Here is a 14712-nt window from a genome sequence, read left to right as displayed (position 1 = left end):
TTTTGCCACGAACTATTTCTTCTGCCCCGTGTAGATGTAGACGGCATCCCTGAGAAATTCCGCCGTACCCGGCTGCTGTTTGTCGTAGTAGGCCTTGAACCGTTCGTCATCTACGTACATTTGAGCCAGGCCCGCATGCGCTTCTTTGCTGTACTCCTTCCAGTAATAGGTCAGCCACTGCTTGTGCAAGTCCGCCGCCCTTTGAGCGGTGTCGCTGGCGGGATCGCCGTCTTTGAGGGCTTCCGCTAACGAGTCGAGCATCTTCTTCTCGAGTCGCGTCACTTCTTCATACTCCTCTTGTGTCATGTTCTTCAGCTTTTCATTGGACCAGTTCATGGTATCGTCTCCGTATTTTTTCGCGGATTTCTTTCCCGTACTTTTTCTCGTTCTCATCGATCAACCGCTGCTTGAAACCTTCGAACTTCTCCTTATCGGTCATGGTCGCCCTCCCTTCTGTCAAGGCGATGGTTTTTTCTACATTGGCGATCAGCAAATCCAATTGCCTTCTTTTGTCGAGGAGTTGGGCCCGATGCTCCGCAAGGGCTTTGGCTTTGTCAAAGGAAGGGTCGGTGATGATTTCTTTGATCCGGTCCAGGCTGACGCCCAGTTCTCTGTAGAACAGGATTTGCTGCAGTCGATCCACTTCCGCCTGACCGTAAATCCGGTACCCTGACGAGTTGATCCTCGCCGGCTTAAGGATGCCAATCTCATCGTAGTACCGGAGTGTTCTGGTGCTGACTTTGGCCAATTGACCAAGCTTCTGCACGGTGTATTCCATGTGCTCACCTCCTGACATGAAAATCGTACTCCTTTACGTAACGTGAGGGTCAATCCCTTTTTCTAAAAAAAGTTCGATCTGGTTTTATCCAAAAGAATAGCCACCGTATCAGTGGTGGCTGATGGCGGACTTATTCCATTTACGGCCTGTGTTCCAGGGCAAGCTTGATTCCGAAGGCCACCAGAACCAATCCGGTGATTTTTTGAATGGCACGCTGCGTGGACGGCTGTTTCATCCACCTGCTGAAATAATCAATCAAATACACATACAGGAAAAGCCAAATCACCGTCAGAGCGGTATAAGTCATACCCATGATCAGAAATGGCCAGAGGGGGTCGCTGCCCAGCTTCAAAAACTGCGGAAGAAAGGTAAGGAAAAAGACAGCCACTTTCGGATTGAGGAGATCGGTAAGAAAGCCTTGGCGAAAGGGGGAGGCGGTTTGATATTTCGAATAGGCAACGCGATCATTTTCCGTGGAAACGGCTTTTTCCTTCCGCAGGGACCTAAGCGACGTCACGCCAAGGTAGATGAGATATACAGCCCCCAGATACTTAAAAATCGAGAACACGACCGCTGATTTTACGATCATAGCTGAAAGCCCGAAAACCGCTGCCAACGTATGAATCGTCAGCCCGGAAGAAATGCCTAGAATCGTTTTCATCCCGCCTGCCCTTCCGTGGGCAATCGTGTTTTGGGTGACCAATCCGGTGTCCGGGCCAGGCAAAATAATAAGGAAAATGGACATCAGGACAAATAGGTATACATTTTGCATTGATCCCACTCCCGACGTGCTGTTTTTGTTTTCAAAATACAATGCCGCTGCATGGTCAGTCAACGAAAACAATCCTGCGTCGCCGTCAGCTGCGGCAAAAAACAAGGAGTGGGGCACATGAAGAGCAGCGCTGTTTAGCAATGACCGTGAGAACGGCACCGCGAAGAAAGCTGTTGACGGTAAGTCTGTCTGCAGCTTTTTTCATGGCGCGGGTCTGGCAAGTCCACTCAGTTCGGCTCAAGTCGGGTAAATTACGGTCCATTAACGGACGTTGACCGAAGATAACCTTCGTTCGTAACATTAAGGTAAATTTTAATATTCTGTATATTACTTCGCGCAGAGGGGGAATAACGTGTACGACATCGTAATGAAAGGCGGCTTCCTTTGTGACGGCACCGGCAATCCGTGGACCCGGCTGGATGTCGGGATTTCAGGAGGGAGAATCGTCAAGCTGGGCAGGTTGGAGGAATCCCGGGGAGAGCTGGAGATTGATGCCGCCGGAATGGTGGTCGCACCCGGATTTATCGATACGCATGTACACTCCGATTTGCTGTGCACCCGGCCCCAGATTCACAAAGTGAAGGTGCTGCAGGGCGTTACGACGGAACTGTTCGGCCAGGACGGCATCTCTGTCGCGCCGGTCTCCGGGCAGACGAAGCCGCTATGGCAGAAACAGCTGAAGGGGCTGAACGGCGACATTGGAGATTGGCCGTGGCATTCGGTGGAAGAATACCTGCAGTTTCTGGAGACGACCCGACTGAACGGAAACGCAGCGTATCTGGTTCCGCACGGCGCGGTTCGCACGCTGGTGATGGGATTTGCGGGGCGCGAAGCCACCCGGGATGAACTGGATCAGATGTGCCTGCTGGTAGAGGAGGGGATGCGCCAGGGCGCGTTCGGCATCTCGACGGGCATCCAATATCCGCCTTGCGTCTACGCCAACAAGGACGAACTGGTCGCGCTCTGCACCAGCGCCGCCAAATACGACGGATGTTTCGTCGTCCACATTCGCAATGAGAGCAACCTGTCTCTGGAAGCTCTGGACGAAGTGATCGATGTAGCGCGCCGATCGGGCGTGCGTCTGCACGTCTCCCATTTTAAGGTCAGCGGGAGCATCAACCGGGACAAGCTCCAGCCTGCGCTGGCCAAACTGGATGCGGCCCGGGAGGAAGGGATTGAGGTGACGTTTGATCAGTATCCGTACACGGCCGGCTCCACCGTCTTTCACGCGTTTTTGCCCCCGTGGGTCCACGACGGCGGCACCGAGCGGATGCTGGAGCGCCTGCAAGACCCCGGGGTCCGCGAACAAATCAAGCACGACCTGCTTCACGACGCGAGCTTTGACAATACGGTACGCAATAACGGCTGGGGAAACCTGGTGATCGCTTCCGTTTCCACAGAGAAAAACCGCTCTCTGGAAGGAAAAAGCGTCATGCAGATCGCCGCCGAACGGGGGGTGGAACCGACCGATGCCGCCTGTGATCTGCTGCTGGAAGAGCAGGGAGGCGTCACGATGATCATTCACTGGGGAGAAGAGGAGGATATCATGCACGGGATGAAGCATCCCTTGCAGTTGGTCGGCTCAGACGGGGTATTTGGCGGCAAACCCCATCCGCGCCTGACGGGGACTTTTCCCCGGGTGTTGGGCCGCTATTCGCGGGAAAAAAGGGCGTTTCCCATCTGGGAAGCGGTCCGGAAGATGACAGGCGCACCTGCCCAACTGCTCAGGCTGCGCGATCGGGGACTTTTGCGCGAGGGGTACTGGGCGGATGTCGTCATTTTTGATCCCCACACAGTTTTGGACCGGTCGACGTATGAACAGCCCTTGTTGGAGCCGGTCGGCATCCATTATGTATTCGTGAACGGCCAGGCGGCGGTCGCGAATGGAGCGTACACAGGGGCAACAGCCGGCCAGGTACTGAGACGAAAGGAGGACTGACATGAGAAAACACAAGATTTTGCATGCGCTGCTCGCGTTATTCGTCCTGGTCACGACAGCCTGCTCCCCGGCACAGGAGGCGGCTCCGCAGGATGGCAGCCAACCCGGCAGCGGCAGTGCCCCCTCTGCCGCCGCCGGCAAGCAGGAGAAGCTCCGCGTCGCCATCTCTGTGTCTCCGCCATCGCTCGATCTGCTGAAGACGACGGCGGTAGCGGCTGTGCAGATCGGCTGGCATATCTTTGAATCGCTGGTCACATTGGACGAGCAGTATCAAGTGGCGCCGCTGCTGGCTGAGACGATTGACGTGAGCGAAGACGGGAAAAAGATCTCATTTACGCTGCGGGAGGGCTTGAAATTTCACAACGGCAAGGATGTTACCACGGACGATGTGATCGCCTCTCTCAACAGATGGAAAGAACTTTCAAACAACGGAAAAGCGTCGATCGAACATGCCGTGATCACGGCTAAAGATTCCCGGACTATCGAGATCGCGCTGGATTCCGCGGGCCCTTCCAGCCAATTCGTGCTCTCCTCGATGGCGTTTCCGCAGCAAGGGGCGGCGATCATGCCGAAAGAAGTGATCGAGGCAGCAGACGATACCGGGGTCAAGGAATACATCGGAACGGGGCCGTTTAAATTTGTGGAATGGAAACAGGATCAGTACATCCACCTGCAAAAATACGACGGTTACCTCCCTGTTGACCAGCCGCCTAGCGGGAGGGCGGGAAAAAAACAAGCACTGGTAAACGATTTATACTTTATCCCCGTGACGGACGCGGCGACCCGGGTGGCCGGGATTCAATCGGGTGAATACGATTTTACCGACGATATTCCGATTGACAACTACGATCTGGTGAAGGACGATCCCAATCTGGAGGCGTCGATCTCCAAGCCGCGCAGGTGGCTGGGCCTGATGTTCAACAACAAGAGCCGGCTGTTCGCCAATAAGAAAGCGCGCCAGGCGGTGAATGCCGGGCTGGACCTGGATACGGTGATGATGGCCGCGACGGGCAATCCCGAATTTTACCGGCTGGACCACGGCCTGATGTACCCGGAGCAAGTCTGGTATGTGGAAGACGGCAAAGAACAGTACAATCAGAAGGATACCGAAAAGGCGAAACAACTGCTGGCGGAAGCGGGGTACAAGGGAGAGCCGATTACGATCCTCGGAACCCGCGACTACGAATTTTTGTACAAGGCGGCGGTAGTCGTAAAAGATCAGCTGGAAAAGCTGGGGGCGACTGTCAATCTGGAGATTTACGACTGGCCGACCCTGATCCAGAAGCGCTCGGATGACAAGGTTTGGGACATCTATTTTACGTACTTCCCCATCTACACCAATCCGACACAGCCGATTTTTCTCGACTCGCGCAACCAGTACGCCGGGTGGTACAACAATCCGAGGATGGACCAACTGCTGGACCAGATCCGCGCCTCGGCAAGCTTTGACGAGCAAAAAGCCCTGTTCAGACAGGTGCAAAGCCTGTTCTGGGATGATGTCCCGGCCATCAAGCTGGGAGACATGCACGGTTTATCCGCGTACAGGAAAAACCTGAAGGGCTATCATTACTTTTATGACACTTCCTTCTGGAATGTATCGCTGGAGTAGACGATATCAGGCTAGACAAAGTGGAGAGATATGGAAATCAAAATTGCCGTGATCGGTCCTTCCGATTTGGTGCATGAAGTACTGCAGGTAGCGAAGGCATTTCCGGCCCTGAAGCCGTACCCGTGCAGCTACAAAGACGTACAGGAAACGCAGGACATCGTCCGCAGATGGAAAGACCAGGTCGAAGTGCTGCTCTTCGCCGGACCGATCCCTTACCAGCTTGCCTTGGAACATGTAGAAGAACACAAACCGATGCTGTACCTGCCGCATAACGGAACGAGCCTGTACCGCGTATTCTTTCAATTGGTAAGGGAGAACAGATGCAATCACAAAAGCGAACGATTACGGTTCAGCATCGATATTTTAAGGAGGGAGGAGATCGAGGAGAGGCTGGACGAACTGGAACTCGATGTGGATGAGATGTTCGTCATGGAGTATCACACCGGGCAAAATACGGATGACATCCTGCGCTTTCACTATGAATTGTGGCGGGAGCAAAAAGTAGACGCCGTCCTGACCTGCGTTACGGCCGTTTACAAGCGGCTGGTCGAATGGGGTGTTCCCTGTTATCGCATCATCCCGACGAAATCGTCCATCACCGACTGCCTGCAGCGGGCGGAGTTGGAAGGAAAAAGCGTCTACTTTAGCGATACCCAGTTGGCGATCGGCATCATCAGCGTGGAAGGCTTCCAGAACCGCAGCGATTCAGAGTACGACATCCAGCGGAAAAAGCTGTCGATTCAACAGGTGTTAATCGATTACAGCGAGGAAACCCAAGCTTTGATGAATTGGTCGAGCCGCGATGAAATTACGTTTGTGACGACGCGCGGGGTCATTGAACGGACAACGCATAATTTCAGCCGCTACCCGTTGTTGGATCAAATTGTCTACCGTTTGCAAGTGAAAGCGAGCATCGGCATCGGCTTTGGCCGGACCGCCAACGAAGCCGAGCACAAGGCGAGGGAGGCGCTGGCCAAGGCCAAGTCGGGAGGAGGAGGAAACTGCTATCTCGTGATGCAGGACGGACATGTGCTGGGGCCGTTGGGAAAGGAATCTCAATTGGAGTATTCCGTTCGCAGCGATGATCCAAAGCGGATTTACCTCGCACAGCAAGCGGGTCTGAGTGTCGCAACGATCAACCGGCTCATCTCCTATTGTGAGGGCTGCGACAGTTACCAGATGACCGCGGCGGAGTTGGCCCACGGATTTGGCATTGCGGTTCGCAGCGCGCGCAGAATCCTCAGCACGTTGGAACAAGCCGGGTTGGCCGAAGTTGTAGGAGAGGAGCAGCCTGTCTGCAAAGGCAGGCCCAGACAGATCTACCAACTAAAGCTGAATCAAAAAATGAGTGAGGGTGAATGGAATGAATGAAAAACAGTCAGCGTTGATGGAACAGGTGGACACTCCCTCGCTGTTGCTTGATCTGGACATCATGGAAAAAAATCTGCAGCAGATCGCCGCATTTGCAAACGAGCAGCAGATTTGCTGGCGTCCCCATATCAAAACGCATAAATGCGTAGAGATCGCCAAAAGACAAATCGCCCTTGGCGCCGTCGGTGTCACCGTGGCGAAGGTATCGGAGGCGGAGGTGATGGCCAGGGCCGGGATCGGGGACATCCTGATCGCCTACCCCCTGTTTTCCCCGATGAAGCTGAAAAAAACAGTCGCGCTGCTGCCGCTGGCCAAAGTGACGATTGCTGTCGACCATCCCCGGCAAGCCGAGTGGATTCAACAGTTTTTGGCGGAATCTTCGGTGGTTCTCGACGTCTGGATCAAGATTGACTCCGGTCTGCGGCGCTGCGGTGTAGAGCCTGGCCGGGAGACCGTTGATCTGGCAAAGGCGGTCTCGAAGCACCCTAACCTGCGGTTGACGGGCCTGTTTACCCATGCCGGCCACTCCTATGCCGCTGATTCCATCGCGAAGATCGAAGAGATCGGCCGGCTGGAAGGGCAGGCAGTGGCGGAGAGTGCGGACTGGTGCGAGAGGGAAGGAATTTTGATCAAGCACCGCAGCGCAGGCTCCACGCCGACGTTTCGCTATTGCGGCAGAGTGCCGGGAATCACGGAGATAAGGCCGGGCAACGCCGTCTTTTTCGATGCGGTACAGGTCGGACTTGGCACAGCGACGTTTGAGCAGTGCGCCTTAAGCGTCCTCGGCAGCGTCGTCAGCATGCACGGAAACGACAGACTGGTCCTCGACACAGGCAGCAAGTCCCTCTCGCTGGAGCAGGGGGCTCACGGCAATGCGACGGTAAAAGGCTTTGGGCACGTCGTAGGGCATCCTGAGGTGTTTCTGTCCAGATTGTCAGAAGAGCACGGAATCGCGGAGATCCACTCAGCCACCGAGCTGACTCTTGGTGACCGGGTGCAGATCATCCCCAATCACGCCTGTACGGTTGCCAACTTGTTTGACAGCTATGTGCTGCACCGCCGGGGAACAGTCGTAGGCGAATGGAAGGTCGACGCCAGGGGAAAAGTCCAGTAACGCCATAACGAAGGGGGTCAAACAAGTGAACAAATGGTTTTCGTTGTGCCTGACGATCGCGCTGCTGGTTTCTTTGATCGGCTGCTCGTCATCTACCTCTACCCAGGGCTCGTCCGACGGGGCAGCCGGCCAGCCGACAGACCATCCGGCGGCAGCCGCCGCCAAGGAAAAAAATGAACTGAAGGTCGCCCTGTCCGTGGCGCCGCCGACGCTTGATCTGCACAAGACGACAGCGGTTGCCACGCAGCAGGTTAGCTGGCACATCTTTGAATTCCTGGTCACGTTGGATCAGGACTACAAGGTAGTGCCGATGCTGGCGGAAACAATCGAGGTGAGTGAAGACGGCAAAACCATTACACTGCCGCTTCGCCGCCAGATCAAATTCCACAACGGAAAAACGCTGACGGCAAGCGATGTCGTAGCTTCTCTAAACCGTTGGAAAGAGCTTTCTTCGATCGGTCGCTCAGCTCTGGCCACTGCGACCGTTTCCGCAAAAGACAGTGAAACCGTCCAAATCAAGCTGCCCCAGCCTTCCAGCGCTGTGCTGCCCGCCCTGGCGTATCCGCAGCAGGGAGCGGCGATTATGCCGGAAGAGGTGATTGCCGCTGCCGGTGAGGACGGGGTGAAGGAGTATATCGGGACAGGCCCGTTCCAATTCGCCGATTGGAAGCAGGATCAGTACATCCATCTGAAGAAGTTCGCTGACTACCAGCCGGTGCCCCAGCCGCCCAGTGGACTAGCCGGTAAAAGGGAGGCGCTTGTCGACGACCTGTATTTTATCCCCGTGCCAGATGCGGCGACGCGAGTGGCAGGGGTTCAATCGGGGGAGTACGATTTTGCCGACGAAATTCCCTTCGACAACTACGACATGCTCAAAGGCGATCCCAATCTTGTGACTGAGATCACCAAACCCCGGCGCTACAACGGCCTGGTGTTTAACGCGAAGAGCCGGCTGTTCTCCGACGTCAAGATGCGGCAAGCGGTCAATGCTGCGCTGGATCTGGACAGCATCATGATGGCGGCAACGGGCAACCCCGACTTTTATCGCCTCGACCCCGGCTTGGTGTACCGGGAGCAGGCGTGGTACGTCGACAGCGGCAAGGAGCAATTCAACCAGAAGAATCCGGAAAAAGCCAAGCAGCTCCTGCGCGAAGCCGGCTACAACGGCGAGCCGATTACGATCCTGGGCACGAGAGATTACGATTTTCTCTATAAGACGGCGCTTCTGGTGATGGACCAGCTGGAAAAGGCCGGCATAAAGGTAAATCTGGAAATCTACGATTGGCCGACCTTGGTCAGCAAGCGCTCTGATGAAAAAGCCTGGGATATCTTCTTCACCTTCTTTTCGGTCTTCACCGATCCCACGCAGACGTTTTACCTGGACTCCCGCAACCAGTGGCCAGGGTGGTACAGCAATCCGCAGATGGATCAGCTGCTTGACGAGATGCGGGCAACGCTCGACTTCGAAGCGGAAAAAAAGCTGTTTGAACAGGTTCAAGAGCTGTATTGGCAGGAAGTGCCGGTCATCAAGCTGGGAGACATGCACGGCCTTGTCGCCCATCGCAAGTACGTCAAGGGCTTTGCGTTCTTTATGGACCTGCACTTCTGGAACGTTTCCGTCCAATAATCACGAAGAACGGAGGGCAAGGCGGACGTGGGAAAATACATTTTGAAGCGGATCGTGTCGCTGTTACCCGTGCTTTTGGTTGTAGCCGTAGTCGATTTCATCATCATTCACCTCACTCCCGGCGACCCTGCCGCGGTGATGTTAGGATCACAGGCGACCGAGGAAGAATTGGCGAAGCTGCGCGACCAGCTCGGCCTCAATCTGCCCATTTACAGCCAATTCGGACATTGGATCCTCGGGGTGCTGCAGGGGAATTTGGGCTGGTCCATCTTTATGGACATGCCGGTGACACAGGCAATCTGGGAGCACCTGGGTCCTACGGTTTCGCTCACCTTGATCGCCGAGGTGATTGCCGTACTCTTTGCGATCCCGCTCGGGGTGATGGCTGCGAACCGGCGAGGCTCCTGGATGGACCAATCGTTTATGATGCTGGCATTGCTGGGGATTTCCCTGCCCAGCTTCTGGATCGGGCTGAATCTGATTCTGCTGTTCGCCGTCCAGTTAAACTGGCTGCCGGCGGCGGGATACCAACCCTTGTCCAGCGGCCTGGCAAATCACCTGAAATACCTGATCATGCCGGCTGTCTCGTTGGGAATCATGCAGGGTGCGCTCATCGCCCGCATGACCAGGTCATCCATGCTGGAGGTCCTCAACGAAAACTTTATCCGCACAGCGGAAGCAAAAGGGTTGAAGCTGAGGGTGGTGACGTACAAACACGCCTTGCGCAACGCGATGATACCGATCGTGACCGTAATCGGACTTTCCTTTGCCACCCTGATCGGCGGGGCGGTCGTGACCGAAACCGTGTTTAATATTCCGGGGATTGGCAAGCTGATCGTCAATTCTGTGCTGAGGCGGGATTACGAAGTCATTCAAGGCGCCGTCTTGCTGATTGCGGCAGCGTATGTATTGATCAATCTGCTTGTTGATCTGCTGTACGCCTATATCGATCCCAGAGTCCGCTACGATAAAAGCTAAAGAGAAGGTGGAAAACGATGGAAACCTCTTCTGTGACGATCACCGGCACCACAACCGCTTCTCATGCGAGAGGGCGCAGGAGCATTCTGATTCGCCGCTTTCTGGCCAATCGCCTGGCTGTCACCGGCAGTATCCTGGTCGCGTGCATCGCATTGGTCTGCCTGCTGGCTCCCCTGCTCACTTCCTATGATCCTTTGGAAATGATGGTACAGGACCGCCTGAAGCCGCCGGGCTCCAGCCATTGGTTTGGGACGGACGATTTCGGCAGGGATGTATTCAGCCGGGTGGTTTACGGCAGCCGGATCTCGATGCTGGTCGGCTTTTCGGTCGTGGCGATCACTTCGGCGATCGGCCTGTTGTTTGGCCTCTACTCCGCCTACTACCGACGGCTGGACAATCTGCTGATGCGGATAAACGACGGCCTGATGGCGTTTCCCGCGATCCTGCTGGCGATCGCGATCATGGCGGCTCTCGGCCCGAAGATGAGCAATGTGATTGTGGCGCTCAGCGTCGTCTACACGCCGACCGTGGCCCGGGCCGTCAGATCGGCGGCGATCACCGTCAGAGAACAGACCTACATCGAAGCGATTCGCGCGCTCGGCGGGAAGGCGCAGCGCATCATCTGGCGGCACATGGCGCCCAATTGCCTGTCGCCGCTGATCATCCAGGCAACCTTCATTTTCGCCTACGCCGTGATCATCGAAGCGTCTTTAAGTTTTCTCGGGGCCGGGACACCGCCGCCTGAACCGAGTTGGGGCAATATTTTGAACGACGGCAGAACCCTGCTCAAACAGGCCTGGTGGATGACGGTATTTCCCGGCATTGCCATCATGATCACCGTGCTGGGGTTGAACCTGCTGGGGGACGGCCTGAGAGATTTACTGGACCCGCATACAAATAAGGCGAAAAGATAAAACCTGTGGAAGGAGGGGATTGGATGAACAGGACTCCCTTGCTCGACGTGAAGCATCTGCGGACCCGGTTCCCGACCGAGAGGGGCGAAGTGACAGCGGTGGACGGGGTATCCTTTCAGGTTTACGCCGGAGAGACAGTGGGCCTGGTCGGGGAATCCGGCTGCGGGAAAAGCGTAACCTCTCTGTCGATCCTCAGACTGTTTGGGAAGCACAGCGGCACCAGACTGGAAGGAGAGATCAACTTCGAGGGAAAAAACCTGCTCACAATGTCTTTGGAAGAGATTCAGAAAATACGCGGCAATCGGATTTCGATGATTTTCCAGGACCCGATGAGCTCGTTGAATCCCGTCCTCACGATTGGTGACCAGATCGCGGAATCGATCATTCGCCATCAGGGGGCAAGCAAAAAAGCGGCTTTGGAAAAAACGGTAGAGATGTTGAGGCTGGTTGGCATCCCTTCCCCGGAACAGAGGGTCTTCGACTATCCCCATCAGCTTTCCGGCGGGATGAGGCAGCGCGTGATGATTGCGATGGGTCTGTCCTGCCAGCCCAAGCTGTTGATCGCCGACGAGCCCACGACGGCACTGGACGTGACGATCCAGGCGCAAATCCTCGATCTGATGCTGGAGGTAAAAGAGCGGCTGAACATGGGAATGATCCTGATCACGCATGATTTGGGCGTTGTGGCTGAGGTGTGCAGCCGGGTCTTGGTCATGTACCTCGGCCAGATCGTGGAAGAAGCGCCGGTCGAAACCCTGTTTGAGCATCCCAAACATCCTTATACGGTCGGGTTGCTGCGATCCATCCCCACATTGGAGGGCAACCGCAGCGAAAAACTGCACGTGATCGAAGGGATGGTGCCCTCCCTGCATCAGATTCCCCAGGGCTGCCGCTTCGCCCAAAGGTGCCCGTACGCCGATCGGCTGTGCTTTGATCAGGCTCCGGACCTGACCGAGGCGGGACGAGACCACAAGGTGCGCTGCTGGCATCAGGATAAATTGAGCTTGGAAGGAGGGATGGAGCTTGCTTTTGAAACTCGAGAACGCCGTGAAACGCTTTCCGGTTAAAGGCGGCTGCTTCCGCACGAAGTCAGAGGTCAAGGCGGTAAGCAACCTGTCCTTGTCCATCGCCGAAGGGGAAACGTACGGGCTAGTCGGGGAGTCCGGCTGCGGCAAAAGCACGACGGGACGCATGGCTCTTCGCTTGATCGAACCGACGTCAGGCAAGGTGTACTACAAAGGCGAAGACATCACCGCCTACAGCGATGAACAACTGCGCCTGGTTCGCAAGGAAATGCAGATTGTGTTTCAGGATCCCTATTCATCGCTGAATCCGCGGCTTCAGATCGGCAAGGCGATACAGGAGGCGATGAATATTTTTCGGATCGGCGAGGCAGCGGAGCGCAAACAGCAGGTGTACGAGCTGCTGCATAAAGTGGGGCTGCAGCGGGAGCATTACGATCGGTATCCCCATGAGTTTTCCGGCGGCCAGCGCCAGCGGATCGTTCTGGCTCGAGCCCTTGCCGTCAGTCCCAGGTTTATCGTATGCGACGAACCGGTGTCGGCGCTGGATGTCTCGATTCAGTCGCAAATCATCAATTTGCTGGAACAGCTTCAGGATGAGCTCCAGCTGACCTATCTGTTTATCGCCCACGATCTCAGCGTCGTTCGCCATATCTCGGATCGGGTCGGGGTCATGTATTTGGGGCATTTGGTGGAGGAAGCGCCAACCGACGAATTGTTTACGCACCCGCGGCATCCTTATACGAGGGCATTGTTGTCCGCCGTTCCCCATCCCAATCCCAAGCGGAAGCGGGAGCGGATCGTGCTGACCGGAGATGTGCCTTCGCCGATCCAGCTTCCGTCCGGCTGCGTGTTCCACCCGAGGTGCCCGGCTGCTGTCCCCGCATGCAAGGAGGCCGTTCCCGCGCTGAAGGAGCGCCTTGCAGGTCATCGCGTTGCCTGCCACCTCGCCGATTAGCACAGGGGGTGCCGCTGAGAAATAAGGAAGAAAAAGGAGACGTGACAATGTACGAGATGATCATCCGAAACGGACAAGTGTACGACGGAACGGGCAACCCGTGGACGAGGCTGGATATCGGCATCAAGGACGGGAAGATCGCTGCAATGGGCTGGCTTGCCGGCGTTCCGGCAGAAGCGGAAATCAATGCGGAAGGCTTGGCCGTCGCGCCCGGCTTTATCGACACCCACGTCCATTCCGACCTGCTGTGTACCAAGCCTGACGTGCACCACATCAAGGTGTTGCAGGGAGTGACCAGCGAGCTGCTGGGCCAGGACGGCATTTCCGTCGCGCCCGTTTCCAACCAAACGAAGCCGTTGTGGCAAAAGCAGCTGCGGGGCCTGAACGGAGATATCGGCGATTGGCCGTGGACATCGATCGAGGAGTACTTGCAATATTTAGAGGAGTGCAATCTGGCTGGCAACGTCACCTATCTGGTGCCCCATGGAGCGGTGCGCACGCTGGTCATGGGCTTTGCCGGACGCACGGCATCCAGAGAAGAAATGACAGCGATGCGCGAGCTGGTGGAGGAAGGCATGAGGCAGGGGGCGGTCGGCGTTTCTTCGGGATTGGTCTACCCGCCCAACGTCTTTTCCGACAAGGAAGAGTTGATTGAAATCTGTCGCGGAGCGGCCGCCTACGATGGCAGCTTTGTCGTCCACATCCGCAATGAAAGCAACCGAATGACAGAAGCGCTTGACGAGGTGATCGATGTGGCCCGCCAGTCGGGGGTTCGACTGCACATCTCTCACTTCAAGGTCATCGGGTTAAAAAACAGGGAGAAATTTCCGCAGGCACTGGAAAAAATCGACCGAGCGCGTGACGAAGGGATCGAAATCACCTTTGATCAATATCCCTATACCGCCGCGTCCACCGTATTCCACGCGATTTTGCCGCCCTGGATGCACGATGGCGGCACGGAACAAATGCTGGCCCGCCTGAGAGAGCCTGCGGTGCGGGAGCGGATCGTCAACGATTTTGCGACCAGCAGCGAGTTTGAGAATTGGGTCAACAGCTGCGGCTGGGACAAGATCGTCATCTCTTCGGTCAGCACGGAGAAGAATCGCGCGGTGGAGGGGAAGAACCTGCTGGAAATTGCCGAGATGAGGGGGAGCGGCCCGGCAGACGCCGCTTTTGACCTGTTGATCGAGGAAAACGGCGGCGTGACCATGGTCGTCTATTGGGGCGAAGAAGCAGACGTCATGTACGGGATGAAACACCCGGTTCAAATCGTCGGTTCGGACGGAATCTTCGGCGGAAAGCCGCACCCCAGGCTGTACGGCACCTTTCCCCGCGTACTTGGCCGCTGCGTCCGGGAACAGAGAGTCCTTACGCTGGCGGAGGCGATCCGGCACATGACAGGTGCCCCGGCCCAACTGCTCCGATTCAAGGACAGGGGGCTCCTGCGTGAAGGGTACCGGGCCGATGTCGTGGTGTTCGATCCGAAAACCGTCCTTGACCGTGCCACCTATGAAAATCCCCGGCAAGAGCCTGCGGGGATCCGTCATGTCTTGGTAAATGGCCAGTGGGTCGTCAAGGATGCGGCATTTACCGGCGTGACGGCAGGACAGGTGATTCGCCGGGGGTGAGC

General features: G+C 56.2%; 11 protein-coding genes and 1 pseudogene. 10 read left to right on the top strand and 2 right to left on the bottom strand.

What is annotated here, in order from left to right; genetic code table 11:
- Positions 1–12: 12 nt before the first annotated feature.
- A pseudogene (locus HGBM_RS26850) lies at positions 13–778 on the bottom strand (MerR family transcriptional regulator).
- Positions 779–917: 139 nt separating this feature from the next.
- Positions 918–1550 carry a LysE family translocator gene (locus HGBM_RS06930; RefSeq protein ID WP_035286625.1) on the bottom strand — a complete coding sequence of 211 codons (633 nt, stop codon included), beginning with the start codon at positions 1548–1550 and terminating at the stop codon, positions 918–920.
- 352 nt (positions 1551–1902) lie between these two features.
- On the opposite strand from HGBM_RS06930, the gene HGBM_RS06925 reads away from it, so the two are divergent.
- The 10 genes from HGBM_RS06925 to HGBM_RS06880 are packed head-to-tail and all read left to right on the top strand — an operon-like array spanning position 1903 to position 14710.
- Positions 1903–3489: an N-acyl-D-amino-acid deacylase family protein gene (locus HGBM_RS06925; RefSeq protein WP_019120367.1), complete on the top strand. Its 1587-nt coding sequence runs from the start codon at positions 1903–1905 to the stop codon at positions 3487–3489.
- 1 nt (position 3490) lies between these two features.
- A complete protein-coding gene (locus tag HGBM_RS06920) occupies positions 3491–5098 on the top strand; it encodes an ABC transporter substrate-binding protein (protein ID WP_019120366.1) in 1608 nt (535 codons plus the stop codon).
- A gap of 30 nt (positions 5099–5128) precedes the next feature.
- The gene (locus HGBM_RS06915) at positions 5129–6469 is read left to right on the top strand and encodes a helix-turn-helix domain-containing protein (protein WP_019120365.1); all 1341 of its coding nucleotides are present in this window, start codon (positions 5129–5131) and stop codon (positions 6467–6469) included.
- Positions 6462–7583: an alanine racemase gene (locus HGBM_RS06910; protein ID WP_019120364.1), complete on the top strand. Its 1122-nt coding sequence runs from the start codon at positions 6462–6464 to the stop codon at positions 7581–7583. The genes HGBM_RS06915 and HGBM_RS06910 overlap by 8 nt, the downstream gene beginning before the upstream one ends.
- Positions 7584–7608: 25 nt before the next feature.
- A complete protein-coding gene (locus HGBM_RS06905) occupies positions 7609–9210 on the top strand; it encodes an ABC transporter substrate-binding protein (RefSeq protein WP_019120363.1) in 1602 nt (533 codons plus the stop codon).
- Between the two features lie 27 nt (positions 9211–9237).
- A complete protein-coding gene (locus HGBM_RS06900; protein ID WP_019120362.1) occupies positions 9238–10188 on the top strand; it encodes an ABC transporter permease in 951 nt (316 codons plus the stop codon).
- A 17-nt stretch (positions 10189–10205) separates the two neighbouring features.
- Complete coding sequence (locus HGBM_RS06895; RefSeq protein ID WP_019120361.1) at positions 10206–11102, top strand: ABC transporter permease; 897 nt, start codon at positions 10206–10208, stop codon at positions 11100–11102.
- Positions 11103–11125: 23 nt separating this feature from the next.
- Positions 11126–12169: an ABC transporter ATP-binding protein gene (locus tag HGBM_RS06890; protein ID WP_019120360.1), complete on the top strand. Its 1044-nt coding sequence runs from the start codon at positions 11126–11128 to the stop codon at positions 12167–12169.
- On the top strand, positions 12126–13082 hold the full coding sequence (locus HGBM_RS06885) for an ABC transporter ATP-binding protein (RefSeq protein ID WP_019120359.1): 957 nt from the start codon (positions 12126–12128) through the stop codon (positions 13080–13082). The genes HGBM_RS06890 and HGBM_RS06885 overlap by 44 nt, the downstream gene beginning before the upstream one ends.
- 47 nt (positions 13083–13129) lie before the next feature.
- Positions 13130–14710, top strand: a complete 1581-nt coding sequence (locus HGBM_RS06880) for an N-acyl-D-amino-acid deacylase family protein (protein WP_019120358.1) — start codon at positions 13130–13132, stop codon at positions 14708–14710.
- Positions 14711–14712 lie beyond the last annotated feature (2 nt).

This window comes from Brevibacillus massiliensis (assembly GCF_000311785.1).
Lineage (GTDB): Bacteria > Bacillota > Bacilli > Brevibacillales > Brevibacillaceae > Brevibacillus_C > Brevibacillus_C massiliensis.
Note: the sequence above shows the minus strand (reverse complement) of the source record. Positions and strands in the feature narration are given on the sequence as shown.